Genomic DNA, 25723 nt, shown 5'->3' with positions numbered 1-25723 from the left:
CGCGCGAGGATCACGATCCGTCCGCCGGATCGCGCCATCATCTGCACGCGGTTGAACTTCCACGCGCGACCGACTTTGAGTACGCCGTGCTCCGGCCAGTAGACGACGTACGTCATCGCATACCGCGGCATAGTGCCCATCAGATGTAGCTCCCATCCGGGCCGTAGACGGCGAGCTTCATTGCCACCGCGACCTCGCGCGGAATTTCGGCCCGCCACGGTCCCTCGTCCGTGATGACGTACCAGCGATCTGTGGCGGCGTGGTAGTAGGGCACCCGCGCGGGGTCCTTGACTCCCCGCGGCACCTTCCAGCCGTTCAGCAGCGCGAGCGTCTGGAGGTCGCCCTCGAACCGCATATTGCAGATCGCGCACGCGGCGAGGCCGTCAGCGAAGCCCGGCCGGGTGGGGTTACCGCCCATGCCCGACGCGCGGCGATGCTGGAACGTCAGCGGCCCCTGCGCCCCGCATGAGACGCACGCCTCCCCATCCCGCTCGATGACGCCGCGGCGCACCTTCGGAGTCGGGTCAGCCACCGCGCACCTCGCGATCTACGGTCTTCCCGACGTTCATCAGCTCGAAGTGCCGACGATTCACGGACGCCTGCGTGCGCTTCGCGTAGTCCACGACGACCTCGGCCTGCTCCGCCTTCCGGCGGTCCTCGCGCGCCTCATAGGTCGCCCGGTCGCGGGCGCGAGAGAGAGACATCCCGCGCTCCTGGTACTCATCTATCAGCCGAGCGCGGCGAGCATCGGCGTCGACCCGGGCATTCGCGGCCGCCTCCGAGAGGTTCGCGATCGTGCCGTTCATTTCGCGCGACAGCATCGACAGATGGTGCAGGAGCCGCGCGATCGCGAGGGGGTCTGTCGCTGACTGCTCGATCAGCGCCTCGGCGCGGTCGCGCTGTTCGGCGAAAGCGTCCTCGGCGCTCACGAGTTACGTCCCTCGGAGTGGCTATCGAAGAGGATGTTCGGCTGCACCAGCGCGCGGGCCGTGCGGTCCCTGTTCTCGACCAGCACGGGTCGCAGCCGTTCCCCCTCGGTTGCGCGAGGCGTCCAGAACCGCAGCGGTTCGGAGCGGTGCGACCGCAGTGCGCCGAGGTCGCCGAGGAACTCGGGATTCAGCCCGACGACCTCGTTCAGCTCGCCCTCCGCGTCAGCGCCAGTGCCCTCGAACAGCCGTCCGACGGGCGGGAACTTGCCCATCACGGCCGAGCCCTGCCGGGTCATCTCGTCCAGGCCGTCAGCGATCGTCACGCGGATCAGTCCCGCGTGCGCTACCGAGCTAGGCGGGGCCGACGGGTCAGCCGCGGTCCACCCGATCGTCACCCGCGCGTAGACCGACTTCCGGTACGGGCGGGCGGCGGCCGCCACCCAGTCCAACTGTCGGCGCGACATCAGGAACTCGCCCTCGGCGCTGGTCTCGGCCGGGGCGTTCGCCTCGTGGACGCGGTAGCGGTCGGTCGCCGTCAGCCGCACAGAGCCCTTCGAGACCGTCCACAGCACGGCGCAGAGCACGGGTGTCACGTCATCGCGGGAGGCGGCAAGGAGCGCGACGCGCGACGCCCAGAGAAGGTCCGGGACGTGCATCTTCAGCTCGTTCAGGGCGCTCACTTCACCGCTCCCTCGTCCTCGGCGGGAGCCGATTCGGTGGCGGTGGCTTCTTCGGCGAGCTTCCGCTCGTGCCCGATCGCCGCCACGGCGTCGAGCACTGCCTTGCTGGCACCAGCGGAGCGCGCCGCCTGCCACACACGCTCGACGCCCGCGCGAGTCGTCTCAGCCTTCGCCTCCTCCTCGAAGTGGCGACCTTTCTCCGCGTCCTCCTCGGCCTGCGTCTTGCTGGCCCGAGCTTCCGCGGCCTGAGCAGCCGCCGAGGCGTCGTCGTAGCCGCCAGGAGCGACGCCAGTCAGCATCCCGATCAGGTAGCGGCGCGCGAGCGTAATCTCGCCCCCGGCGTCCTGCGGTCCGACCTGAGTCGGGTCCTGGATAGGCCAAACTGCGACCCGGATGCCGCCCTCTTCGTGCTCCAGCGCTGCGCGCAGCGTGAACTTCCCGTCGCTGTACTCGGTCCCGCACGAGAAGGTGAGGCCGTGCCGCCCGAGCAGCGGCAGCGTCACCCCGTTCACGTCCGAGAGGTCCGCGTAACCGACCGTCTGGAATCCGCCGTCCGCAGTAGGAACGTGGACTTCCCGGCCCTTGCCGATGCTCGGCAGTTCGCTCTGGAACGCGGCGAGCGCCGCGATCAACGTCGGGTGCGAGACTCGCGCCAGCTCCGGGGCGGAGGTCGTGTTCTCCTTGGTGTCAGCCATGTTCTAGCTCCGTTCGGTGATGGTGACGCGGGGCCGCGTCTTCGTGGTGGTCATGAACCGCGCGTGCGCGGCGGGGTATCGGGCCTTGAACGCCGCACTGTCGAACCGGCGGGAAGTCGACGGCTCCCCTGTCCAGGTCACGTTTGCCTCAGAGCCCTCGAACTTCACCGGTTCGCCGAGTCCTTCGAGGAACTCGCGCACCTTGCTCTCTGCGGCCGCCAGCGTCGCCGCAGCCGAGTCAGCGGCAGCCTTCGCCTGCACCCTCTCGGTCAGCAGCCGGTCCAGGGGCAGGAGTCGATCGGGGATCGCGTCGAACGACCCGGCGCGCCACAGCGCGACCTGCTCGCGCGCCTTCTCGATGTCGGCGAGGACCGAGGAGCGGGCGATCGTGAACACCTTCGGCTCCATGTAGAGCGGCACTCCGTCGACGTGGGGCTCGAACACGAACCGGCACAGCTCAGCGCCCGTGACAAAGAACTGCCATACGACCTGCCAGAAGTAGCGCCGCGGGACGTCCTGCCACTCGTCCCAGTCCTTCACGGTCGTCTTGAACTCGCCGAACTCGCGAGCCACGAGGCCCTCGCCGTCCGCCTCTGTGACCGCGCCGAGCGCGTCAGGCGTCGCGAGGTCGAGCGCGTAGTCGCCGTCGTTCTTCTCGACGCGGCCGAGGAGCGCAGTCGACGGTTCGAGTCCGAACTCGGCCTTCGCCCACGCGGCGATCACGGGCTCCCGCTCGCGGCCGTGCTGCGTGCTCGCGTTCCCCCGCCACGACGAGCCGGTCTCCTTCTCCTTGCGGAGCGATGCCCAGCCCTGAGCGCCGCCTCCGGCGATACGGGCCGCGTCGGTGGCCGACACGCCCAGCCCGCGGGCAGCGAGCCATCCGGCCCGGTCCTTGCCGTCGTGCACGACGAGATAGCCGCTCACAGCTCGACCTCGACATCCAGCTCGGCGAGCGCCCGCAGCTCCGCCGTCGGGCGCGCCTCCGCATCCCAGACGACCAGGAACATGCCCGGTGCCTTGTGGTGGCCGCGCGCGTATGCGATCACCGGCATCGGCTTCTCCATGAACTCCGGCGTGTCGTCTCTCGCGACCCCGGCATCCACGAGCCCGTCGGCGAGCGCCTTCAGCGTCGGGACCACGTTGTCCGCGTCTCGGCGGTGCCGAGACGTCACGAGCCACACAAGCTGCACGCAAGGGCGGTCCATGACCGGCATCCCGAGGTTCGCCGCGAGCGTCCGCGCCTTATCGCGGACCTGACGAGTGACCTTCGCCTTCACCTGCTTGTGCAGGCGCTGGTTCAGCGTCAGGGGCGGGACGGCCCACCGAAGGTCGAGCACGTACGTGCCCGAGTCGATGTGATGCAGGTGGCTCACCGGTCACCTCCCGGCCGGTAGCAGGAGGCGACGAACGCGAGCGCGCAGAGCAGGGCGAGCAGCGCGAAACCGTTCCAACTGCCGGACGCGACTGCTGCCCCGGCGAATACGGAGGCGGCGAAGAGCAGGACGGCCTGCAAGATGCCGCGGGGGATGGCGGGGAGCGTCATTCGGCCGCCTCCCAGATGGTCGAAGCCGGGCCGGTTCCCCAGCCGGACGTCCGGCCCGTCGAGCGAACGCGGCCTTCCTTCTTCAGCTCGGACCGGCGCTTGCGCACGCCGTCGACCTGCGTTGCGGGCCAGCCATTCCGGATGTGCCGCGCGAAGTACTCGTGCGTGATCTGCTGATCAGTGAGCGGTCCGACGTTCTGGAGAATCCAGAGGATCGCTTTCTTCTGCGCCTCCCTCTTCTCTCGCGCCGGGACCGCGCGGTGGCTGGTAGCCGGATCGGTCCTGCGAGCAAGTTTCGTGGTGGTCATCTCGCTAGCTCCTTCAGTTAGGCCGCGTCGGTGACGGCGCGGGCGTCGATCTGTTCGATGACGTCGAGGACCGCGGCGGCCGCCAGGTCCAGCGCCTCGTCGCGAGTCACCGCAGGTCCTCGGGATAGATGAGGAACGCGTCAGCATGGACGCCGAGAGCGCGCATGAGCCCGACGATCACGGCCCCGGACGCCTTCGGGGACTGGCGCGCCCTCGTGAAGAGCGACTGGTGGGGGCTCGGGCGCGCCGGGTCAGCTCCGCGTCGTTGGCAATGCCCGCGGCTTCCATCAGCGCAGACACCCGCTCCCAGTCGATGCGCAGGCAATCATTCGTGGTGGCTTGCATATCTGCACACTAGAGTGCGGTTTACGGAAACCGCAAGCTTTGGTTCGGCGGGTTGCGGCTTCGCACACCCGGCCACAGATTGCAGGTTTGCGCGAACGCAAGTATCTTTCTTGCTATGACAAGCCAGTGGGGTGAGTACCTCGCCCATATAGGGGCGGGGTCACCGGTCGCGAGATTGCCCGTCGCGTCGGCGTCCCGGAGTCGAAGGTTTCCTACTGGAAATCGGGTGCAAGGATGCCCTCGATTGCCGAGTGCATTCAGGTAGCACGCGCCTTCGGGCGACCCCCGCTGGAAGGTCTCGTCGGAGCGGGATACCTCGAACCCGACGAGATTGCGGATCAGGTCGTCTTGCGGCCCGGCGGCCTGTCAGACGTTTCCGACGTCGAACTTGCCGACGAGCTTCTTCGTAGGACGCTTGCCCGAGACGCGCTCCAGTAATCACTGCGGGCGCGTTGATTCCTCCGGGGGGAGCAATATGGAGGCCGGACAGATGTCGCCGTCGCCCGCCATAGCACAGGGGGGACTTACCCAAATGGACGGCCGAAACTTCGATCCACACCGCGTCGCCGCGGATGCCGGCATCGTGGTCAGCCACGCTGACACCTACGTGACCCACTACCGGCCCGAGACCCGCGAGATACTCGTCCAGCGCGACCTGCCGCCAGCGGACGAACGCTTCGTGGTTACGTGCACTCTCGCAACCGCGCTCCACCCAGATATGAGCGACGGTGAGTTGTTCGAATGGGTGGCATCCCGACTCGTTCCGCAGCGCGACCTCCTCGCGCTTGTCGGCGCGGGAGCACCCCTCCCCTTGGCGGCTCGCGCGCTTCAAGTTCCCCTCGCGTTCCTCGCGAGTGTCACCTCCCGCATTTACGCAGAGCGAGCAGCAGCGTGAGTGCGCTGCTCGCGCATCTCCGGCCGCGGCCCGAGCGCGCGCGGGCCGTCGTGTATCTTCGGCAGTCGACCTATCGCGAGGAGTCGATCAGCCTCGACGTTCAGGAACAGGCCTGCCGCGCCTACTGTGATCGGCAGGGCTACGAGATCGTTTCGATCGAGCGCGACCCGGGCATCAGCGGACGGACATGGGCGCGCGCTGGCGTTCAGGCAGCAATGGGCGCGCTCGAAACCGACCGCGCCGACGTGATCGTTCTCTGGCGCTGGTCCCGGCTCTCTCGCTCGCGCCGCGACTGGGCGCTCGCCGCTGACCGCGCGGACCTCGCTGGTGGCCGTATCGAGTCAGCCACCGAGCCCAACGATCAGACCGCCGCCGGTCGATTTGCCCGCGGAGTCATGACGGAACTCGCAGCCTTCGAGTCCGAGCGCATCGGCGAGCAGTGGAAGGAGGCTCGAGAGTTCCGCGTCGCACGCGGTCTCCCGAGCACGGGCGGCCCGCGGTTCGGCTACAGAGAGGTGGGCGGCCAGTACTTGCCGGACCCTGAAACCGGCCCCCTCCTCGCAGACCTCTACCGCCGATATCTCGGCGGGCAGGGGAGCGGGCACCTCACGCGCCACCTGAACGACCTGGGCGTCCCGCACGGGCGTACGGGCGGCCCGTGGCGTTATCAGGACGTGTTGCGGATCCTCGACGCCGGGTTCGGGGCAGGGCTTCTCGTCAAGTCCGGCCCGCACGCGCCAGTGTGGGATCGCGAGTTCCGTCAGGGCGCACACGAGCCCGTCATCGACCGTGCGACGTGGGAGGCCTACCTCGCGGCACGCGAAGAGCGCCGCCGCGTACGAGTACAGCCCGGGGCATCGTTCCTCTCTGGACTGCTGCGTTGCGTCGACTGCGGCGGGCCGATGCACCACAACGCGGCGAAAGACGGGCGGGTCTACCTGTGCTCACGCGGGAGCACGACCACCAACCATCGCATCGTCAGCGTTCGCGCGCACCGGGTAGAGGCCGAAGTCGAGGCGTGGGTCCTGGCCCTCGCCACCGACCTCGCCCCACGCCTCGCGGCACAGCAGCGCTCAGACAAGAGAGTCGCCGCGGCAGACATGACCGCGAGGCGCGCCGAGCAGCAGATCAAACGCGCAGAGGAGCGGATGCTAACCCTCAGCCTCCGCCTCGCCGACGGCACGATCACCGACACGGCATATCGCCAGGCGGCCGCCGCGATCGACGCCGAGCGCGAGGACGCCGAGCGCCGACGTCGCGCCGCAACCTCGAACCCTGTGCGGGCAGCAGCCCCGCAGTCGCTTCCCGCCAATCTCGCCGCCGTGTGGCCCGCGGCAACGCCCGATCAGCGCAACCTCATCGTCCGGCCGCTCATCGAACGCATCGACGTCCGGCCCGCGGCGCATCGTGGGGACCGTGCGCGCCGCTGGACGATCGTTACGTCCTGGGGCGATGTAGTCGACCCTGCCTAGCGCGCCACGCCCACAGCGCGGCGTTTCGCGCTCGCACCACGGCTATCCTTCATCGTTGTCGAACGATGAATCAGCCATGGGGGAATTCTACGACCCGCCCGCGATGGAAGCGTTTCCATACTGTTCAGAGTCACGAACTGGTATCGATCCGGGAGCTCGCACTCGCGCCAATCATCGATGGGTGTTACAAATGTAAGCGCTTGCAGAACCCGCGAGCACACAGGTTCGACGCGGAACACTCGCGGCGGCCGATCACATCAGCACTCAAGAGAGGCACACACCAATGAAGGTGAACATGAGGAGCGTCGTCGCCCTTGGCGCGATCGCTGCGATTTCATCTCTGACCCTCGCCGGTTGCGCGGGCAGCTCAGACAGTGGCGAGACCACGGCTCCGGACATGTCCGGCTCCATCACCGTGTGGGTCGACGCCGACCGTGCGGACGTCCTCGAGGCAGCCGCGGCCGACTTCACCGAGCAGACCGGTGTCGAGGTCACGCTCGTCCAGAAGGAGTTCGGCGAGATCCGCGACCAGTTCGTGCAGCAGGTTCCCACGGGCGAAGGCCCCGACATCGCGGTGGGTGCTCACGACTGGCTCGGCACCCTCGTGACCAACGGCGTCGTCGCCCCGGTCGAGCTCGGTGACAAGTCGGGCGACTTCGAGGATGTCGCCATCAACGCGTGGGCCTATGACGGTCAGACCTACGCCGTCCCCTACGCGATCGAGAACATCGCCCTCATCCGCAACACGGACCTCGTTTCCGAGGCTGCGACCGACTACAACGACATGATCGCCAAGGGCCAGGCCGCAGGAACCGAGTACCCGTTCCTCGTGGGCCTCGACCCTGAGGCTGCCGACCCGTACCACCTCTACCCCTTCCAGACGTCGTTCGGCGCCCCCGTCTTCGGCCAGAACGCCGACGGCAGCTACAACGCCGACGACCTCCAGATCGGCAACGAGGGTGGCATCGAGTTCGCGAACTGGCTGGGTGAGCAGGGCGCCGCTGGCATCCTGAACACCAACATCACCGGTGACCTGGCACTCGAGAACTTCACGTCGGGCAAGTCTCCGTTCTTCCTGACCGGCCCGTGGAACGTTCCGGCGATCGAAGAGGCGGGCATCAACTTCTCCGTTGACGCGATCCCCTCGGCCGGTGGCCAGGACGCACAGCCGTTCGCTGGTGTGCAGGGCTTCTTCCTGAGCTCCGAGAGCGAGAACACCCTCGCGGCCAACGAGTTCCTCGTGAACTACATCGGCAGCGAAGACGTGCAGATGGCCCTCTACGAGGTCGGTGGCCGCGCTCCCGCGCTGACCGCTGCCTTCGACCAGGTCGAGGCTAGCGACCCGGTCGTCGCGGGCTTCGGACAGGTTGGCGCCAACGCCGTGCCGATGCCGAGCATCCCCGAGATGGGTTCGGTCTGGCAGTACTGGGGGGTGACCGAGGCTGCGATCATCAACGGCGGCGACGCGCCGGCGCTGTGGACGCAGATGGCGGCCGACGTCCAGGCTGCGATCGAGTAATCCGAGTCACGCGGGTGGGGTGGTGCGCACGCGCCACCCCACCTCGTAGCCTGCTCAGGAAGAGGGATGAGGATGTCTGCTCCGACCACTGAGAGCCGCGACCCAGCGGCCGACCCGCAGCGCGTGAAGAGATCCGCGCGCGCTCGCCGGATCGCCGATGCCGCCGGTGTCGGCTGGAAGGTTCTTCTGCTGAAGATCATCGCGATGGCGATCATCGACGCGCTCGCACTGTATTCGGTGCTGGTGCTCATGCAGAGCGAACAGTGGATCCCGATCGTGGTGATCCTTCTGGTCACCGGATTCGCGAACTACATCTACTTCAGCCGTGGCAACCTCCCCGCGAAGTACCTCATCCCGGGCCTGATCTTCCTCTTCGTCTTCCAGATCTTCGCTGCCGGCTACACCGCCTACGTCGCTTTCACGAACTACGGCACCGGCCACAACAGCGACAAAGAGAGCGCGGTCAACGCGCTGCTCCTGCAGGCGCAGGAACGCGTCCCCGACTCTCCCGCCTACAAGCTCACGATCGTCGAGCGTCTCGGCGAGCTCTCGTTCCTGGTCACCGACCCTGACGGGACGGTCGAGATCGGAAACGACAACACCCCGCTCGAGCCTGTCGAGAACGCCCAGATGGACGGCGGCAAGGCCGTCGGCCTCGACGGCTACAACAGCTTCAGCTTCTCCGAGATCGTCGCCAACCAGCAGGAGATCGCCGCAATGGCGGTCCCGATCAGCGATGATCCCAACGACGGGGCGCTGCGCACCCCGGACGGTTCCAGCGCGTACGTGTACCTGTCGAAGCTCGTCTACGACGAGCAGGCCGGAACGATGACCGATACCCGAACGGGAACGGTCTACTACGACATCGGCACGGGAGCATTCACCGCCGAGGACGGCACCGAACTTCTCCCCGGCTGGCAGATCTTCGTCGGCTTCGACAACTTCACCCGAGCCTTCACGGAAGAGTCCATCCGCGGACCGTTCTTCTCGGTGCTCATCTGGACGTTCGCCTTCGCCTTCCTCTCCGTGGCGACGACCTTCGTGCTCGGGCTGTTCCTCGCGATCGTCTTCAACGACCCCCGGATGAAGTCCAAGAAGTACTACCGGGTGCTCATGATCCTCCCGTACGCCTTCCCGGGGTTCCTCTCGGCGCTGGTGTGGGCCGGAATGATGAACCAGGAGTTCGGCTTCATCAACGTCGTGCTGTTCGGCGGGGCAGACATCCCGTGGCTCACGAACGAGTGGCTCGCCAAGTTCAGCATCCTTCTGGTGAACCTCTGGCTCGGGTTCCCCTACATGTTCCTCATCAGCACGGGGGCGCTGCAGTCGATTCCGGATGACCTGCAGGAAGCTGCCCGGGTTGACGGCGCCAACGCGTGGCAGGTGTTCCGTTCCATCAAATTCCCCCTGCTGCTCGTGGCCGTAGCCCCGCTGTTGATCGCATCCTTTGCCTACAACTTCAACAACTTCAGCCTTATCTACATGCTCACCGGTGGTGGGCCGCGGGATGCGACAGCGGGCGTCAACGTCGGCGCTACCGACATCCTCATCACGATGGTCTACAAGGTCGCCTTCGTCGGGTCGACGGCCGACTACGGTCTGGCAAGCGCCTTCTCGATCATCATCTTCCTCATCGTCGGCACGATCTCGATCGTCGCGTTCCGACGGACCAAGGCACTCGAGGAGTTGAACTGACATGAGCGACTTCCGTCCCGGCGCCCCTGCCGCCAAGGGCCTTCTCGACAAGGTCGCCGACGAAGACACCGACATCACCTCCAGCCGTCGCGGCGGCGGGGGAGCCGGCATCCCCGGGGGAGCACCCGCACCGCGGCGGCCGTTCCGCCGCTACTTCCGCGAGACCGGATGGCGCCACCTCATCGGGATCGTCGTGGGCATCTTCGCGATCTTCCCGCTGCTGTACGTCCTGTCGGCATCCTTCAACCCCAACGGCACCCTGCTGACGGCCAACGGTCTGTTCCAGCGCGTGAGTTTCGACAGCTACGTGTCGCTGTTCACGAGCGCGCAGCATCCGTACGGCGCGTGGTTCCTCAACACCCTCATCATCGGGCTGATCACCGCCGCGGGAACCGTGTTCCTCGGTGCGCTCGCGGCGTATTCGTTTTCGCGCATGCGTTTCACCGGGCGCCGCTTCGGGCTCACGACCCTCCTGGTCGTGCAGATGTTCCCGCAGCTGCTCGCGGTCGTCGCCATCTTCCTGCTGATGGTCGCGATCGGCGACATCTTCCCGGCGATCGGTCTGAACTCCCAGATCGGGCTCATCATGGTCTACCTCGGTGGCGCCCTCGGGGTGAACACCTACCTCATGTACGGGTTCTTCAACACGGTTCCGTCATCGATCGATGAGGCCGCCAAGATTGACGGCGCAGGCCACGCGCGCATCTTCTTCACGATCATCCTGCGGCTGGTCGCGCCGATCCTCGCCGTGGTCGGGCTGCTGTCGTTCATCGGAACCTCGAGCGAGTTCGTGCTCGCAAGCGTCATCCTGATCGACCCCGACAAGCAGACCCTCGCCGTCGGGCTCTACAAGTTCATCTCTGACGAGTTCTCCAAGAACTGGTCGGTCTTCGCCGCCGGGGCCGTGCTGGCCGCAATCCTGCCGGTCGCGCTGTTCCTCTCGTTGCAGCGCTACATCGTCGGTGGACTGACCGCGGGAAGCGTGAAGTAACGGATGCCGGGCCTTCGTGCCCGCGGTCGTGGGGTCCTCGCGGCCCTCACCGCCGCGGTGCTTCTGCTCGCCGGGTGCACGCAAGCCTCGATCGAGGTTCCCGAGCCCGCGGCGCCGGATGTCGGCATCCAGCTGTTCCAACTCCCGTGGACCTCCGTCGCGCAGGAGTGCGAATCGACCCTGGCGCCCGCGGGGATCGCGTGGGTGCTGCTCTCGCCGGCCCAAGAGCACATCGACGTGGATGAGTGGTGGGCCTCCTACCAGCCGGTCAGCTACCAGATCGAGTCGCGCCTGGGCACCCGAGCCGAGTTCGCCGACATGATGCAGCGGTGCACCGCTGCGGGTGTCGAGGTGATCGCGGATGCCGTCATCAACCACATGACGGGGCAGGACGCGCCGGGCATCGGATATGCCGGCAGCTCCTACGCGCACTACGAGTACCCCGGCATCTACGACGAGTCGGACTTTCACCACTGCGGGCTCACCGCAGGCGACGACATCCAGCTTTATAAGAACCGCGAGCAGGTGCAGACCTGCGAGCTCGTAAACCTCGCCGATCTCGACACGGCGAACCCCGACGTGCAGGCGACCATCGTCGCCTACCTCGACGACCTGCTCTCGCTCGGAGTCTCGGGCTTTCGCATCGATGCTGCCAAGCACATTCCCGCAGACGATGTCGAAGCGATCGTGTCGCAGCTGCCCGAGGGCACGAGGATCATGAGCGAGGTCATCCGCGGGGCGGGCGAGCCTATTGCCCCCGAGGAGTACTCGGCTTTCGGTGAGGTCTTCGAGTTCACCTACGCCCGCGAGCTGACGCCGCCGCTCGAAAACGGTGTGTTCGCCGATCCGGTGCTCAGCGACGATCGGCCCCAGCAGGTGCCCTCGGATGCGGCGATCGTCTTCGTCGACAACCACGACACCGAGCGCGGCGAAGCGAACGTGACGGCGAGGGACCCCGAGCTGTACGTGATCGCCAACGCACTGATGCTCGCCGACGACTACGGCACTCCGGTGCTCTTCTCCGGGTACGCCTTCAGCGACCGCGACGCGGGGGCGCCGACGGATGCCGACGGTCGCGTCCTCGACGCCACGTGCGTCAACGCGAGCGGCCCGGCCGAGGACCTCGCCGACGGCGACCGGACCTGCGTCCAGAGCTGGCCCGCCATCGCCGGGATGCTCGAGTTCCGTGCGATGGCCGCCGGCACGCCCCGGATGCCGGGAGTCGACGAGGGGGATGCCTACGGGTTCGAGCGGGAGGGCCGCGGCGTGGTCGCCGTGAACGTCGGCGACGACGTGCAGCGCCTGGAGGTTCCCACCACGATGCCCGACGGTGCGTATTGTGATGTCGTCTCCGGGGTGCCGGAGCAGCCGGCGACGGCGGATGCGCCGGACGTGAGTATGCCGTCTCGAATGGCGTCGCCACGTTCGACCTGGACCCGCACGCCGCTGCCGCCATCCATCTCGGCTCGAGACGGTGACCGCCAGATCCGACTCCACAACTGAACAACAACCTGAGGGCTCTGTCATGGCCGCGGCCGTGCAACCACGATTCCCCGACCGACGGCGCGTGCGCCGACCCTTCGAAACGGACCGATCATGACCCTGCCTGCCCTCCTCCCGCACCACGACGGATCCCCCTGCACGTCTCCACGCAGACGCCCGGACTCGGCGAGGTGGTGCGCGTCCGCCTCCGTGTTCCCGCCTCCTACCCGCCGCTGCGGGCCGTCCGGACCCTGTCGAACCCCGATCACGAACCGGCCTGGACCGAGGCGACCGAGATCGGGAGCGCCGACGGCTGGACGTGGTGGGAAGCGCCGATCGTCGTCCGCAACCGCCGGCACGGGTACCGGTGGCTTCTCGTGCACGAGTCCGGTCGCGTCCACTGGCTCAACCAAGCCGGTCTGTCAGACCTCGAAACCCGCGACGCCGACGACTTCGCCCTGGTCGCCCACCCAGCACCGCCCGCGTGGATGTACGACGCGGTCATGTACCAGGTGTTTCCCGACCGGTTCGCTCGCTCCGCAACCGCGGACCAGCACCCCACTCCCGATTGGGCCATTCCCGCCGCGTGGGACGAGGCCGTCGACCCCGTGATGCCGGGGCGCTCGCAGCAGTTCTACGGCGGCGACCTCGACGGCATCCGTGAGCACCTCGACCACCTCGTGGGCCTCGGCGTGAACCTGCTCTACCTCACCCCTTCTTCCCCGCTGCCTCGAACCATCGCTACGACGCGTCGAGCTTCACGAGCGTCGATCCGCTGCTGGGTGGCGATGAGGCCCTCGTACGGCTGGTCGAGGCTGCGCATGACCGCGGCATCCGTGTCATCGGTGACCTCACCACCAACCACTCCGGCGATCGTCACGAGTGGTTCCAGGCGGCCCTGGGTAATCCCGAAGCGCCCGAGGGCGAGTTCTACTACTTCACGGATGCCGGGCACACCCGCTACGAGTCCTGGCTCGGCACCCCGACCCTGCCGAAGTTCAATTGGGCATCCGCGGAGCTGCGTCGCCGGTTCGTCGAGGGAGGCGATTCGGTCGTCGCGCAGTGGCTGAAGCCGCCGTTCTCGCTGGACGGCTGGCGCATCGATGTCGCGAACATGACGGGACGCCTCGGTGACGTCGACCTGAACGCCGAGGTGCGACAGATCACCCGTCAGACGATGATCGAGGCCAACCCTGACACCGTCCTCATCGCCGAGATCACCAACGACGCGTCGAGCGATCTCACCGGCGACGGCTGGCACGGCGCCATGACCTACCCCTCGTTCGCGCGGCCCCTGTGGGCGTGGCTGTGCGAACCGACCGGCGAGCCCTACTACTCCGGCGAGGGGGAGAAGCGGACCGAGCCGTGGTTCTTCGGGCAGCCGATCGGCGGCATCCCGCGGTACGACGCGACGCAGTTCGTCGGGGCGGTCACTCGCTTCACGGCGGGCATTCCGTGGCGCGTGCGGCTGGGAAACATGCAGACCCTCGACAGCCATGACACCGCGCGGTTCGCGACCAACGCGCCGGCAGAGGTCATCCCGCTAGCCGTGGGCCTGTCGATGACACTGCCCGGGATGCCGGTGCTGTTCGCCGGTGATGAGTTCGGCCTCGTCGGTGCGGACGGCGAGGCGAGCCGCACCCCGATGCCGTGGGGCACCGAGACAGATCCCGCCGTCGCCGCGCGCTTGGGGCTCTACCGGGAGCTGATCGCGCTTCGGCGCCAGCATCCTGCGCTCGCGACAGGCGGTTTGCGGTGGGTTCACGTCGACGAGAACACCGTCGTGTTCGTGCGCGAGAGCGCAGACGAGTCGGTCCTCGTGCTCGTGACCACGACGGATGCCGACCTCACGCTTCCCTCCGCCGCCGTGCTCGGCGCCGACCGGGCGATCGCGCTCGTCGGGGATGCGACGCTCGCGGCAGCGTCGGACGGTGCCGTCCTCATCGCGGCTGAGGGCCCGGCGTTCGCTGCCTGGGTGCTGCCAGGCGTCAGTGCTCCGACGGGAGACAGTGAGGCTCCGGCTTCATAGGATGTCGGGAGGAGGTGGCATGCGCCCGCTCACCGAAGAGGAACTTCGTGCATCGTTTGTCAACGCGGCACCCGATGAGCTTCGCGTCATCGAGGTTCCGCTGAGTGCTCGAACGACCGACTGGTACCACTTCGACTTTCTCGCCTGGCGCGACCCCGAGTTCCGGGGCCGCGGATACCTGGTGGCCGAGGTCGAGGGAGAGCCGCGGGGAGTCGTGCTCCGGGCATCCGAGAGCTCGTCGCGCTCGCGGGCGGCGATGTGCAACCTGTGCCACACGATGCAGCCCGGCAATCAGGTCTCACTCTTCACCGCACGTCGCGCCGGCGATGCCGGAGCCCACGGTGACAGCGTCGGCACCTACATCTGCAGCGACCTCTCCTGCCATGACAACGTTCGCCTTGCCGCCCCGCTCGCGCCCAGCGAGGTGCGCGGCAGCGTCGACCTGAAGATCGATGGGACACGGCGCCGCACCGAGGCTTTCGTTGCGCGCGTCCTCGAGAACGGAGAAGCCCCGGCATGAGTTCGGTGGTGGTGATTGGCGACGCGCTGATCGATGAACTACGCGATGACACCGGCGTTCGCGAATTCGTGGGCGGCGCTGCACTGAACGTGGCGGTCGGGCTGTCACGTCTCGGCGTGCCGACGACGTTGATCGCGATGGTCGGCGACGACGACGCCGGTGCGAAGATCCGTGCCTACCTCGCCGACTACGGTGTGAAGCTGCTGGCGTCCCCCTCCGCGCTCGGCAGTTCGCGAGCCGTGAGCGTGCGCGTCGATGGCGAACCGACCTATGTCTTCAACGAGGCTGCGCAGGCGCGGCGGCTGGAGTTCGACCCCGCCCAGCGGGCAGCGATCGCGGATGCCGACCGCATCGTCGTCAGCTGCTATCCGTTCGATGACGTCGAGCAGACGGCACAGCTCATCGATGCCGTCGGCGAGGCATCCTCGCGGCTGGTCATCGACCCCAACCCCCGCACGGGCATGATGACGGACCTGGATGAGTTTCGACGCGGCTTCGAGGCACTGGCACGCGGTGCCGGTGCGGTGAAGATCGGTGATGACGACGCAACGCTGCTCTACACGTCGGACCTGGATGCCGCGGCGGCGCGGATGCGGGAGCTCGGCGTGCCGACGGTGCTGGCAACGCGCGGCTCTGCGGGAGCAACACTGATCACCGACCCGGCGTCGGTGACCAAGCCCGTCTCGTCGCTGCCGGGAGACGTCATCGACACGATGGGCGCCGGGGATGCATCCCTCGCCGCGCTCGTGGCGGGCATGGTGCAGCGCGATCCGACGACCGCCGACGAGTGGGCCGACGTCCTCGGCACTGCGATGGACATCGCCGCAGCAACGTGCCGCTTCCACGGCGCGCTGCTGCGCACCCCGGACGCGCTCACCGGCGGCGACATGGACCGCATCGGCACCTGAGGCCTGCTCCCAGCCCGCTCGGGCTCGGAGCGTCGGGCGGCGTGGGCCCACCCGGCGGCTCGAACCCGCAGTGCTCAGAAATGTTTAAGGGCCCCCGCTTCGCGAGAGCCCTTGAACATTTTGTGGCAGGTGAGGGATTCGTCCCCACCGCCCCTCCACGCGCTGCTGCGCAGCGCGCGGAGCCTCGGGCGGCGTGGGCCCACCCGGGGGTTCGAACCCGTAGTGCTCGATCAACGAATAACGGGCCCCGCTTTCGCGAGACCCGTTATTCGTTGAGTGGCAGGTGAGGGATTCGAACCCCCGAAGGCTATGCCGGCTGATTTACAGTCAGATCCCTTTGGCCGCTTGGGTAACCTGCCGAATGCGCACCCGCCCAGCTTGTACAGTCGACCGGAGGCGCGACTAGCAATATTACAGCGAGTGACGGGCTGTCAGAAATCGCCTCCTCCTACCCGCGCGCCGCGGCCAGATCGTCCACAATCGGGGCGAACCGGGGGGTTTGGATCTAAGGCTCGCGTGCGAGGATGACAGCGACATCGATCCTCGGGAGGATTCATGACCACCCCGTCGTCCGACGCACCCACACCGCACGTCCCGTCGCCCCCTCCGGCTGCCGGAACGGACGAACAGTCCTTCGCGACGCGGTCCCCCTACGCGCGCGCAGCGATCTGGGTTGCGATCGGTGCGCTCGTCGCCGCAGCCCTCATCTGCGTCGTCTGGGTCCTCGTCGGTCCGCAGACCGGCTCGATTGTCCGTGCGTTCATCACCGTGCTGCTGTTCGCCGGTTTCGCGGGGATCGCCATCATGGAAGCGCGGCTTGCCCCGCGCCGTCCTGCGTGGTTCGCCATCGCCAGCATCGCCACGTGGGTTGTCGCGCTCCTGGCCGGCATCATCTTGATCTGGATGCCCGAGCCCTGGTCGTTCTACGGGTGGGATTTCGTCGGACCCGGACGGTTCCTCCGCTTCCTCCTGGTCGTCCTCGTGCTCCAGCTCGCCCTCCTGCATGCCCGGTTCTTCCTTCGGGCTGCCCTGCGGCACGTCACGCCCATCAACCGCATCCTCGCCCCCGTCACGGTGGGGCTGGTCGCGCTCCTCGCACTGCTCCTGCTACTGCCGCTGATCTTCAGCGACTGGATCTTCTTCGCGGAGTTCTACTGGCGGATCGTCGTTGCCGTCGTCATCCTGGCCGCCGTCGGCACGGCGCTCGTACCCCTCGTGAATCTGCTGTTCGCGCCCCGTCCCGTCGGTGTGGCCCCGGTCGCCACGACGTCGGCGCCCTCCGCACCCGCTGCCAGCGCTGAACAAGACCTGCTCCCGTGGCCGATGTACATCGACGGCGTGACACCCCTGCCGATGCTGCCCGATGGCTCGCCGGACTGGAACGCGTACTACACGGGTCACCCCACGCCCGGCGCGCAGATCTTCGCTCCGGTGTCGCCGCCGCCCGCCCCGGCTGCGCCTGCTCCGGCCGCGCCTGGAAGTGCTGCCGGAGCCCCCGACGCTGCACCGCCCGCACCTGCGAGTGCTGAAGCTGCGCCCGAGGCACCGGCCACGGTCGAGCCGGACGTGAGCGCCGACCCCGCAGTCGAGTCGTCCCCGGAGAGCGACGCTGACGATCCCGCGGAGCCGCCGCGCCAGTCGTGATCGGACGCTAGCGTGAAGGGGTGACTGACGCCGACCCGCGAGAACTCGAGAACATCGCCATCGACCTTGCCCGCGAGGCAGGGCAGCTGGCGCGCGAGCGTCGCAGCGCGGGCGTCTCGATCGCGGCTACCAAGTCCGCGCTCGCAGACATCGTCACCGAGGCTGACCGCGAGGTCGAGGCCCTCATCCGCTCCAGGCTCCGCGAGCTTCGACCGACGGACGGTTTTCTCGGTGAAGAATCGGATGCCGACCCCGGAAGCAGCGGCACCACCTGGGTCGTGGATCCGATCGATGGGACGGTCAACTACGCCTACGGCATCCCGTTCTATGCCGTGAGCATTGCGGCCGTGCAGGGAACGTCCGACCCGCAGACGTGGACCGCGCTGGCCGGCGCCGTGTATGTGCCGTCGCTGGACGAGATGTTCCATGCGGCCCAGGGCGCGGGGGCCTGGCTCGGCGACCGGCGACTTCACGTCGAGGCTGAGGTCTCCGCCGCGGGTGCGCTGCTGGCAACCGGCTTCGGATACGACCCCGCCACCCACGCGGGTGACCTGGGTCGGGTTGCCCGCGTCATGCCGATAGCCCGAGACATCAGACGGATGGGCGCAGCATCCATCGACCTGTGCTCGGTGGCCGCCGGCCGCGTCGACGGCTACTTCGAGCGAGGGCTCAAACCCTGGGATCACGCCGCCGCGGCGCTCATCGTGACAGAAGCCGGCGGACGCTTCGCACTTCTGCCCGCGGATGACACCGGTCGCGTTCTGGTGATCGCCGCGGTCCCCGGCGTCTTCGATCGACTGTTGACCCTCGCGCAACCCTGACAACGGATCTGCGGATACCACTGTGGAATCCGCAGAATGGGGATCGTCCATGGCTTTCTCAGGCGCGACCAGGTAGCGTTTACCGTATCGTTACCTTCTTTGCGCATCCGGGAAACCGGGGCAGAGCAGGCTGAGTACCCTTCGAACACCCGTGTCGTACCCGACGACCGAGAGCGAGATCCGTGACCCCCGATACCCCTGCGCCTGACGCAGCGCCAACGCGCCGCTCCAGTCGCACGACTCCCACGCCTGTGCAGGCGTCGGAGTCATCGGGTTCTTCTCGAGCGGAGTTGCGCCGCGGTCGTCGCCTCGACAACCCGGTGTCTGCCCCCGTGACGACAGGCCCGCACGACGCTGAGGTTTCGGCCGGTGAGCTCGCTCCGCGGCCGGCAGGGCTACGGTCACGCCTCCACAATGTGCCGCTCACGGATACCGAAGCCGAGGCGCTCTCGGGAGCGGGAATCGACTCTGCCCGGCAGCCCGACCAGACCGTCGTCGCCGCAGAGGGCGTCGCCACCGAAGTCCCCTTGACCCGTCGCGCCCGCCGTGCCGGTACCGCGCCCGCCGCCCCGGCATCCGAGGCCGCCCCGGCACCCGAGCCTGTTGTGGCGGACCAGGTGCTTGGGTTCGTCTCGGTCGACGAGGCTCCCCACAACGACGCGGCGGCGATCGCGCCGACGGATGATGTCGATGAGACTCCCGTCGAAGATGTCGCTCCCGTGGCAGACGCCCCGGAGCCACCCGCCGCGGAGGAGTCACCCCGCGCGGAGGAACTGCCTGTCGCGGATGAGCCGCAGATGCCGGCGAGCGAGTCCGCGCGTGACCTGTTTGAGGAAGTCGTCCGCACCTTCGGAGTGACGGGGGAGACCGCGACACTCGCTCGGGAAACATCCACCACGGCGGATGCGCCGGCAGACGCCGAGGCGCAGCCCGCGGCATCCGAGCACGTTGCTCGCCGTCGCCCCCGCACCGGGTCCGTGCGCAAGTTCGCTGCCACGTCCTTCTCGGTCGGAGTCATGGGAATCGTCGGCTTGCTCGCCGTGGGAATGACGACGCCCGTCGAGGCCGTCGCAGCCGTCGGCGGGGGCGAGGGGCCCACCGCGTCGATCGTCGCGCTCGGCGATGTTGAGCCGACCGCCTCGCCCGAGGAAGACATTCAGGCCTACGTTGCGCCGGCGGAGGCAGCCACAGCGACTCTGAGCCGCGAGGAAGGCTATTCGGCTGTCTCGATGGCCGAGCTGGCTGTCGAAGCGGGCGTGCGCGAGGTCGCGTCGACCTACGTCAACAACGCCTCGGCAGCCGTGCAATACCCCTTCGCGGTCGGTGTGCCGATCAGTTCTCCCTACGGGATGCGGTGGGGCCGGATGCACGAGGGTGTTGACTTCGCACCCGGTGGCCAGGGCGCTGAGATTCACGCAGTGGCCGACGGGATCGTCCGCATCGCGACCGAGGCTGGCGGCGCCTACGGCGTACATGTCGTGATCGACAGCATCGTGGACGGCGAACTGGTTTCGACGAACTACGCGCACATGCAGTACGGCTCGCTCCGGGTCCAGGCGGGGCAGGTCATCAAGCTCGGTGACGTCGTTGGAACTGTGGGGACGACGGGCCACTCCACCGGCCCTCACCTGCACTTCGAGGTGTTGCTGAATGGCAAGACTCCGACGGAGCCGATGGCCTGGTTGGCAGCCCACAACGTTCCCTCGACGGTCGTCACGGTGCCCGAGGCGCCGGTCACTGTCGACCAGTGATCACGGCCGCTGTCGATTCTCTCGGATCACAGCGCTCTGATATTCTCTTCTAGTTGCCCGCACGTCGGGCTTCGCCCCGATAGCTCAGTGGCAGAGCACTTCCATGGTAAGGAAGGGGTCGTCAGTTCAATCCTGACTCGGGGCTCGCAGCATCCATATCGTGACCGACGGATGCCGTGCGGCAGGGTAGCTCAGTTGGTGAGAGCGCACGACTCATAATCGTGAGGTCGCGGGTTCAAGCCCCGCTCCTGCTACGACGAAAGAGGCCCCTCGTGGGCCTCTTTCGTCGTTCCGGGGTGGGTGGGTGAAGCCGTCACCCGCGGGTGGGCCCACGCCGCCCGTGGCTCCGCGCGCTGCGGAGCGGCGCGTGGACTGGCGGTGGGGACAAGCCCCGCTCCTGCTACAGATCAAGACCCCCGGATTCCCGGGGCTTTGTCGTATCCGGATAGGGCCGCTCGATCGGCGATGACGCGGGTTGTGCCGGTTGAGACGTCGAGAACAGCCACGCTGGCCCGTCGCGGCCCCGTCGAGGTACACTTGAAGCACGGCGGGCAGTAGCCCTCGGAGCCTGGCAGTCTTCCGGACGGTATGACGAGCCAGGCTCACGTGTTTCTACAGCCGGGTGACTCGGGACTCAACGATCGCATTGACGCGACGGATCCAGTCGCCGCCGTTCGAGTAGCACCAGGCGACGGCATCACTCGCCCAGAGCAGCGGATGCTCGTGCGGCGCGACATGCCGGTACTGCATATCTGGTGATCCTGCGCGGCGGATCACATCGGCGATCAGTCGGCGGTCGGCACGCTCGAGGGACTCGTCTCGTTCGATGATCAGCTGTGCCACACCAGTGCGGGCGGCTTCCTCAGCGAGTGCGCCGAGGGACAGTGGCCGCGCTTCCTTGTCTGACCGCTCCTTGACAACCCACACGGACACGCGTACCTCGAGAGCGCAAATGCGCGAGAGGATCTGGCGGCGTCGACTGTCGCTCTCACTCTTGAAGTGGATGCGTCGCTGACCCGGCTTGAGGAGATCGCGCAGCGCCCGTTCGGATGCCTGAACGTCACCGATTGCAGTGGCAGTAGCAACGATGTAGTAGCCGCGGGCCTTCGACTCATCGACGTATACGCGGTCAGCGGGCTGGAAGGTCACTTCTCCACCGTAGGCGGGACCGCAGACTCATCCCGGAAGCCAAGCAACGCCGCTGCAGCAAAAGACCCGCGTTTCAGGTACAAATGCTGTTTCAAGCGGGCCACCTGCGATATAGAGGAGGACCGCGGCCATGCCCTGCTGCTCATCGAGAGTGGAGTGATTGACTCGGCCGGAGACTGGCTGGGATCCGCCGCGTGGTCTGCGCTCGATGCCGAGCCGCACGAAGTTCTGTCTGACGTTGTTGTAGCTGGCGTCGAGGTAGCTGGCGATGGCGGCGATCGAGAAGCCGTACCGGTAGAGGGCGGCGGCTTGCTCGACGTGTTCCGGGGCGAGTGGCTGGCGGCGCATCTCGACACCTCGGTCGCGGAGTAGTCGAAGCAATCCGCCCTTCGAGATGCCGTACTCGGCGCACAGTGATGGAGTCGTCGCTCCGGCTCTGCACTTCTCCGCGATCTCGGCGCAGGTTTCCGGGCTCAGGCGCCGCGAGAGGCGGTGTGGTGGCGGTGGTGGCTTCGCTGCTGGATCTGGCATTCGTGCTGCGGCTGCCGCCAGCTTGCTGAGTTCCGTCGCCTGCGGCGGGAGAAGAAGTGAATTGTTGGAGTAGCCGTTTAACGGCTCTACGAAGAAAGAGGCCCCGCTGAGGGCCTCTTTCTTCGTTCCGGGGCGGGTGGTTGGAGCGGTCACGCGCGGGTGGGCCCACGCCGCCGGAGGCTCCGCGCGCTGCGAAGCGGCGCGTGGAGGGGCGGTGGGGACAAGCCCCGCTCCTGCTACGACGAACGAAAACACCCTGCGACACCGGAGATCGATGGCGCGGGGTGTTCCGTCGGGGTCAGCGGCCCTGCGGGGTGCGGCGCTCGGCGCTGACCATCCAGGCGAACTGTTCCATCTGGCCAAGAACCTCGTGCAGGATGTCGGCACTGGTGGGGTCTTCGTCATCGACCTCGTCGTGCACCTCACGGCAAGTCGCGACTACGGCCTCGAGGCGTTCGGTGATCAGGTCGACGACCTCGTCCGTGTCGACCTCGCCGTGCGGGAACTCGGGAAGTGACGTGGTCTCGGCGATCGTGTCGCTGCGGCCGTCGGGCAGAGCGTGGAGCGCACGCATCCGCTCGGCGACGACATCCGAGAGGCTGCGAGCGGCGTCGATGATCTCGTCGAGCTGCAGGTGGGTGTCGCGGAAGTTCCGTCCCACGACGTTCCAATGCGCCTGCTTGCCCTGAAGTGACAGCTCGAGAAGGTCGACGAGCACCCGCTGCAGGCTCTCGCTCAGCTGCTTCGAGGCGTGGAATCCGCTCTCCGCGTTCTGCTCGTTGGTGAGCTTGGCCCCAGCGCCGCCCTTCGCTGCCTTGCGGGCGTTGCGGGGCGCTCCGGAGGCGGAGCTCTTCGTCTTCGTCAGTGTGTCGGACTGCGTTGCCATCGGTGTTCCTTTCGACGTTGCGTCGGACGGCACTGTAATCGTCCGCCTCCGCCGCCGCCCGCCCTTGTCAGCTGCGCCGACGGGTGCTACTGAAGGCACCTGTGCGGCAAGCAGGGTGCGCTCTAGACTGCGCTCGTGACCGAATCCGTTTCGCCCGCATCGCCGCCCGCGCCAGCCACCCGCCGCATCCCCATCCTCGGGATCATCGCGTTCGCCGTGGCCATGGTCGCTCTCCTGCCCTCCCTCGGAGTCTTCCTGTACGGATTCCTGCCCGACATGTCGGCGGCCTGGTGGCTGCTGATCCTCACCTTGCCGTTCGCCATCCTCGTCGGGGCGATCGCGCTGGTGCTCGGGATCATCGCGCTGATCCTCGACATCCGTGCGCGGCGGGTGCTCGCGTGGTCGATCGTGTCCGTCATCCTCTCCCTGATCCTTGTCGTCGCGCCGCTGTGGCTGATCACGGGCGGCTTCACCGCCGGCGATTACCTCGCGAGCTACTGACCGCTGCGCCCTCGCGCATAGGCTGAAGGCGACCCCTGAACGACGAGGAACGAGAGCGGATGTCGGCGATTGCCCCCGGCTGGTACGACGACGGCCACGGCGCCCTGAGATGGTGGGACGGCCAGCAGTGGACCGAGCACGTGCAGCCGCATCCGAACGGCATGCCCGATCCGTGGCAACGTCCCCGCTCGACGCCCGTGCCCGAACGGTCCCAGCAGTCACCTGACGCGACCGGCGAGCCCGCTCCGCCCGACGGTGCTCCCGCGCCCGGCGGTGCCCCGTCGGGGATCTTCGTTGCCGCTACCGCGCCCCAGCGCAGCCAGACCTGGATCGTGTGGGTCATCGTCGGAGTGGTGATGCTCGTCGTCGTCGCGCTCGCCGCCATCTTCATCCCGCTGGCGATCCTCGGCTTCGGAAGGGTCGATGCCGCGGCCGTCGTCGAGCCGACGAACGACGCCGAGCGCGGCGCCGTCGACGCCGTCTACGAGTTCGACGAAGCGTGGCAAACCGCAGACTGCGACCTCTTCCTCGGCGTCACGACCGAGCGCCTGCGCGAGATCGTGCAGATCAAGGACTGCGGCACGTTCACGGGTCAATCCGACGCCTTCACCGAGTGGTACTCGGACTACGAGATCGTCGTGACCGACATCCGTGGCCCGGGATATGAGTACACGGTCGCCACGCAAGAGAGCTACATCGCCCACTTCGACCAGGCGGGCGAGCCGATCGAACCGGGCGTGCGGGAGGTCGTCGAGTACGAGTACACGCTGGTCCCGGATGACGACGGCTGGGCCGTCTACGACCTCGTCAGCGTCGAGTAACGCCGCCCCTGCTGGCGCCAGAGCGACCACGCCAGACGAGTAGGCTGGCACGGCCGGCGTTCCGGCGCCGACGAAAGCGAGCACATGACCACGACACCTCAGCCGCGCACCGCGCGCTTCTACATCGTCGCGATTGTGGTGGGCTTGGCTGCGGGCCTCTTGTCGGGTTTGTTCGGTGTCGGCGGCGGAACGGTCATCGTACCGGCGCTCGTCTTCTTCCTGGGCTTCAACCAGCGCCTTGCGGCGGGCACCTCGCTCGCGGCGATCGTTCCCACGGCGACGGTCGGCGTCATCTCCTACGCGACCACCGGTTCGGTGTCGTGGATCGCCGCGCTCATCCTTGCGGCTGGAGCGATCGTCGGTGCGCAGATCGGTACGTGGCTGCTTCAGCGCCTGCCGCTGCCGGTGCTGCGCTGGGGCTTCGTCGGGTTCCTCGTGCTGGTGATCATCAGCCTCTACCTCGTGATTCCGTCGCGGGATGCCGAGATTGAGTTCACGATCCTCTCCACGATCGGTCTGGTCATCCTCGGCCTCATCACCGGCATCCTGGCGGGGCTCCTCGGTGTGGGCGGCGGGATCGTGGTCGTGCCCGTCCTCATCATCCTGTTCGGGGCGAGCGACCTCGAAGCCAAGGGCACGTCGCTGCTGATGATGATCCCGACGGCAGTGTCGGGCACCGTGGGAAACCTCCGCCGCAAGAACGTGGATCTGAAAGCGGCGATTGCCATCGGCCTTGCGGCGTGTACGACGACGGCGCTGGGGCGTGGATCGCGACGCTCGTCGACCCGTTCGTCGGCAACGTCCTGTTCTCGATCTTCGTCGCCTTCATCGCCATCCAGATGGCGCTGCGGGCGATCCGCGCCCAGCGGTCGGGTTCCTGACTCTCGCCACGGCCTCATGATGGGGGAGTGGATTCTCTCTCTCCCGACGATGTCCTGCCCGCCGCGCGTATCGTGCTGCCCTGGCGTCCAGCGCCCTCACGACTCGACGCGTTCGAGCGCGTCACCGCCTGGTACCGCGAGAATCTCCCCGAACTGCCGCTGACCACGGTCGACACGGGAGATGTACCGTTCGTGCTTGCCGCATGCCGGAACCGGGCGATGGCGGAGGCGGAGCCCGACGAGGTCGTCGTCATCGGCGATGCCGACACGATCCCCGAGGTTGGGCCGGTGCGTGAGGCGATCAGGGGCGCCGCCACGAGCGGTGTCGTCCACCTGCCGTACACGGAGTACCGGTGGCTTGGCGCCACGGGGTCAGCCGACTACGCGCGGGGCGTCCCGCTCGTCGACTGCACTGTCGAGCAGTTCGTTTCGGGGGCGTGTTCGGGCGTGTACATCGCGACGCCGCGCACCTGGAAGCGGCACGGCGGACAGGATGCCGGGTTCCGCGGGTGGGGGTTCGAGGACGCTGCCTGGAACCTTGCCCATCAGACCCTGCTCGGCGAGCCGCCGCGCCGTCACGAGGGTCGCGTCTACGCGCTTCACCACGTCGGCGAGGTTCGTGCGGGTGAGGGATACGAGGCCAATGCTGCGCGGATGCAGCAATACCGTGACGCCGCGGGCGACCGCACTGCCATGGCGGCGCTTATCGGTCTCTCTGGCTAGGGGC

Annotated in this window: 27 protein-coding genes, 3 tRNA genes and 3 pseudogenes; 20 read left to right on the top strand and 13 right to left on the bottom strand. The window is 67.6% G+C overall.

What is annotated here, in order from left to right; translation table 11 throughout:
* Positions 1–139: 139 nt before the first annotated feature.
* The 8 genes from IT882_RS12995 to IT882_RS12960 are packed head-to-tail and all read right to left on the bottom strand — an operon-like array spanning position 140 to position 4155.
* Positions 140–532, bottom strand: coding sequence for a hypothetical protein (locus tag IT882_RS12995; RefSeq protein WP_195692200.1), 393 nt, complete (start codon positions 530–532; stop codon positions 140–142).
* A complete protein-coding gene (locus IT882_RS12990; RefSeq protein ID WP_195692199.1) occupies positions 525–929 on the bottom strand; it encodes a hypothetical protein in 405 nt (134 codons plus the stop codon). The genes IT882_RS12995 and IT882_RS12990 overlap by 8 nt, the downstream gene beginning before the upstream one ends.
* Positions 926–1609 carry a hypothetical protein gene (locus tag IT882_RS12985; RefSeq protein ID WP_229382124.1) on the bottom strand — a complete coding sequence of 228 codons (684 nt, stop codon included), beginning with the start codon at positions 1607–1609 and terminating at the stop codon, positions 926–928. The genes IT882_RS12990 and IT882_RS12985 overlap by 4 nt, the downstream gene beginning before the upstream one ends.
* Positions 1606–2304: an ERF family protein gene (locus IT882_RS12980; protein ID WP_195692198.1), complete on the bottom strand. Its 699-nt coding sequence runs from the start codon at positions 2302–2304 to the stop codon at positions 1606–1608. Before IT882_RS12980 ends, IT882_RS12985 begins: the two co-directional genes overlap by 4 nt.
* Before the next feature lie 3 nt (positions 2305–2307).
* Positions 2308–3228: a YqaJ viral recombinase family protein gene (locus IT882_RS12975; RefSeq protein ID WP_195692197.1), complete on the bottom strand. Its 921-nt coding sequence runs from the start codon at positions 3226–3228 to the stop codon at positions 2308–2310.
* Positions 3225–3677, bottom strand: a complete 453-nt coding sequence (locus tag IT882_RS12970) for a hypothetical protein (protein ID WP_195692196.1) — start codon at positions 3675–3677, stop codon at positions 3225–3227. Before IT882_RS12970 ends, IT882_RS12975 begins: the two co-directional genes overlap by 4 nt.
* Positions 3674–3847, bottom strand: coding sequence for a hypothetical protein (locus IT882_RS12965; protein WP_195692195.1), 174 nt, complete (start codon positions 3845–3847; stop codon positions 3674–3676). Before IT882_RS12965 ends, IT882_RS12970 begins: the two co-directional genes overlap by 4 nt.
* A complete protein-coding gene (locus IT882_RS12960; RefSeq protein WP_195692194.1) occupies positions 3844–4155 on the bottom strand; it encodes a hypothetical protein in 312 nt (103 codons plus the stop codon). Before IT882_RS12960 ends, IT882_RS12965 begins: the two co-directional genes overlap by 4 nt.
* Positions 4156–4668: 513 nt before the next feature.
* On the opposite strand from IT882_RS12960, the pseudogene IT882_RS12955 reads away from it, so the two are divergent.
* The 11 genes and pseudogenes from IT882_RS12955 to IT882_RS12910 all read left to right on the top strand — a co-directional run.
* Positions 4669–4938: pseudogene (locus IT882_RS12955) on the top strand (helix-turn-helix domain-containing protein); the annotation flags it as partial.
* 94 nt (positions 4939–5032) lie between these two features.
* A complete protein-coding gene (locus IT882_RS12950) occupies positions 5033–5395 on the top strand; it encodes a hypothetical protein (protein WP_195692193.1) in 363 nt (120 codons plus the stop codon).
* Entirely contained in the window at positions 5392–6867 is a 1476-nt protein-coding gene (locus tag IT882_RS12945) for a recombinase family protein (RefSeq protein WP_195692192.1), read from the top strand. Before IT882_RS12950 ends, IT882_RS12945 begins: the two co-directional genes overlap by 4 nt.
* Before the next feature lie 283 nt (positions 6868–7150).
* Entirely contained in the window at positions 7151–8386 is a 1236-nt protein-coding gene (locus IT882_RS12940) for a sugar ABC transporter substrate-binding protein (RefSeq protein WP_195692191.1), read from the top strand.
* Positions 8387–8458: 72 nt separating this feature from the next.
* A complete protein-coding gene (locus IT882_RS12935; protein ID WP_195692190.1) occupies positions 8459–10081 on the top strand; it encodes an ABC transporter permease subunit in 1623 nt (540 codons plus the stop codon).
* A gap of 1 nt (position 10082) precedes the next feature.
* Positions 10083–11072 (top strand): sugar ABC transporter permease, encoded by a 990-nt coding sequence (locus IT882_RS12930; protein WP_195692189.1) that lies wholly within the window; start codon positions 10083–10085, stop codon positions 11070–11072.
* 3 nt (positions 11073–11075) lie between these two features.
* Positions 11076–12575, top strand: coding sequence for an alpha-amylase (locus tag IT882_RS12925; protein WP_195692188.1), 1500 nt, complete (start codon positions 11076–11078; stop codon positions 12573–12575).
* 751 nt (positions 12576–13326) lie between these two features.
* A pseudogene (locus tag IT882_RS16675) lies at positions 13327–14115 on the top strand (alpha-amylase family glycosyl hydrolase); the annotation flags it as partial.
* Positions 14116–14583, top strand: coding sequence for a DUF3459 domain-containing protein (locus IT882_RS16670; protein WP_324253945.1), 468 nt, complete (start codon positions 14116–14118; stop codon positions 14581–14583). It begins immediately after the preceding pseudogene.
* A 19-nt stretch (positions 14584–14602) separates the two neighbouring features.
* Entirely contained in the window at positions 14603–15103 is a 501-nt protein-coding gene (locus IT882_RS12915) for an FBP domain-containing protein (protein WP_195692187.1), read from the top strand.
* Positions 15100–16011, top strand: a complete 912-nt coding sequence (locus tag IT882_RS12910) for a carbohydrate kinase family protein (protein WP_195692186.1) — start codon at positions 15100–15102, stop codon at positions 16009–16011. Before IT882_RS12915 ends, IT882_RS12910 begins: the two co-directional genes overlap by 4 nt.
* A 277-nt stretch (positions 16012–16288) precedes the next feature.
* Here the strand turns inward: IT882_RS12910 and IT882_RS12905 are convergent.
* Positions 16289–16370, bottom strand: a tRNA-Tyr gene (locus IT882_RS12905).
* Positions 16371–16566: 196 nt separating this feature from the next.
* On the opposite strand from IT882_RS12905, the gene IT882_RS12900 reads away from it, so the two are divergent.
* Positions 16567–17655: a hypothetical protein gene (locus IT882_RS12900; RefSeq protein ID WP_195692185.1), complete on the top strand. Its 1089-nt coding sequence runs from the start codon at positions 16567–16569 to the stop codon at positions 17653–17655.
* Between the two features lie 20 nt (positions 17656–17675).
* Positions 17676–18476 carry an inositol monophosphatase family protein gene (locus IT882_RS12895; RefSeq protein WP_195692184.1) on the top strand — a complete coding sequence of 267 codons (801 nt, stop codon included), beginning with the start codon at positions 17676–17678 and terminating at the stop codon, positions 18474–18476.
* A gap of 90 nt (positions 18477–18566) precedes the next feature.
* Here IT882_RS12895 and IT882_RS12890 read toward each other — a convergent pair whose 3' ends face one another.
* A complete protein-coding gene (locus tag IT882_RS12890) occupies positions 18567–18746 on the bottom strand; it encodes a hypothetical protein (RefSeq protein ID WP_195692183.1) in 180 nt (59 codons plus the stop codon).
* 62 nt (positions 18747–18808) lie between these two features.
* Between IT882_RS12890 and IT882_RS12885 the strand changes: the two genes are divergently transcribed.
* The 3 genes from IT882_RS12885 to IT882_RS12875 all read left to right on the top strand — a co-directional run bounded on the left by IT882_RS12885 (position 18809) and on the right by IT882_RS12875 (position 20481).
* Positions 18809–20227, top strand: coding sequence for a M23 family metallopeptidase (locus tag IT882_RS12885; protein ID WP_229382122.1), 1419 nt, complete (start codon positions 18809–18811; stop codon positions 20225–20227).
* A 73-nt stretch (positions 20228–20300) separates the two neighbouring features.
* Positions 20301–20372 (top strand) — tRNA-Thr (locus IT882_RS12880).
* Positions 20373–20407: 35 nt separating this feature from the next.
* A tRNA-Met gene (locus IT882_RS12875) sits at positions 20408–20481 on the top strand.
* Between the two features lie 358 nt (positions 20482–20839).
* Here the strand turns inward: IT882_RS12875 and IT882_RS12870 are convergent.
* The 3 genes from IT882_RS12870 to IT882_RS12860 all read right to left on the bottom strand — a co-directional run bounded on the left by IT882_RS12870 (position 20840) and on the right by IT882_RS12860 (position 22793).
* Positions 20840–21376, bottom strand: coding sequence for a hypothetical protein (locus tag IT882_RS12870; protein WP_195692181.1), 537 nt, complete (start codon positions 21374–21376; stop codon positions 20840–20842).
* A 27-nt stretch (positions 21377–21403) separates the two neighbouring features.
* The gene (locus IT882_RS12865; RefSeq protein WP_195692180.1) at positions 21404–22060 is read right to left on the bottom strand and encodes a hypothetical protein; all 657 of its coding nucleotides are present in this window, start codon (positions 22058–22060) and stop codon (positions 21404–21406) included.
* 145 nt (positions 22061–22205) lie between these two features.
* Positions 22206–22793, bottom strand: a complete 588-nt coding sequence (locus tag IT882_RS12860) for a Dps family protein (RefSeq protein WP_195692179.1) — start codon at positions 22791–22793, stop codon at positions 22206–22208.
* A 135-nt stretch (positions 22794–22928) separates the two neighbouring features.
* Here IT882_RS12860 and IT882_RS12855 point away from each other — a divergent pair, with 135 nt between their 5' ends.
* From IT882_RS12855 to IT882_RS12840, 4 genes and pseudogenes are all read left to right on the top strand, one after another.
* Positions 22929–23294 carry a hypothetical protein gene (locus IT882_RS12855; protein WP_195692178.1) on the top strand — a complete coding sequence of 122 codons (366 nt, stop codon included), beginning with the start codon at positions 22929–22931 and terminating at the stop codon, positions 23292–23294.
* Between the two features lie 59 nt (positions 23295–23353).
* Positions 23354–24115 (top strand): DUF2510 domain-containing protein, encoded by a 762-nt coding sequence (locus IT882_RS12850; protein ID WP_195692177.1) that lies wholly within the window; start codon positions 23354–23356, stop codon positions 24113–24115.
* 84 nt (positions 24116–24199) lie between these two features.
* Positions 24200–24996 (top strand): annotated as a pseudogene (locus IT882_RS12845) (sulfite exporter TauE/SafE family protein).
* Between the two features lie 27 nt (positions 24997–25023).
* Positions 25024–25719, top strand: a complete 696-nt coding sequence (locus IT882_RS12840) for a hypothetical protein (protein WP_195692176.1) — start codon at positions 25024–25026, stop codon at positions 25717–25719.
* Positions 25720–25723: the final 4 nt, after the last annotated feature.

The sequence above is a fragment of the Microbacterium schleiferi genome (genome assembly GCF_015565955.1).
Classification (GTDB): domain Bacteria; phylum Actinomycetota; class Actinomycetes; order Actinomycetales; family Microbacteriaceae; genus Microbacterium; species Microbacterium schleiferi_A.
This window is presented reverse-complemented; position numbering and strand designations above follow the sequence as displayed.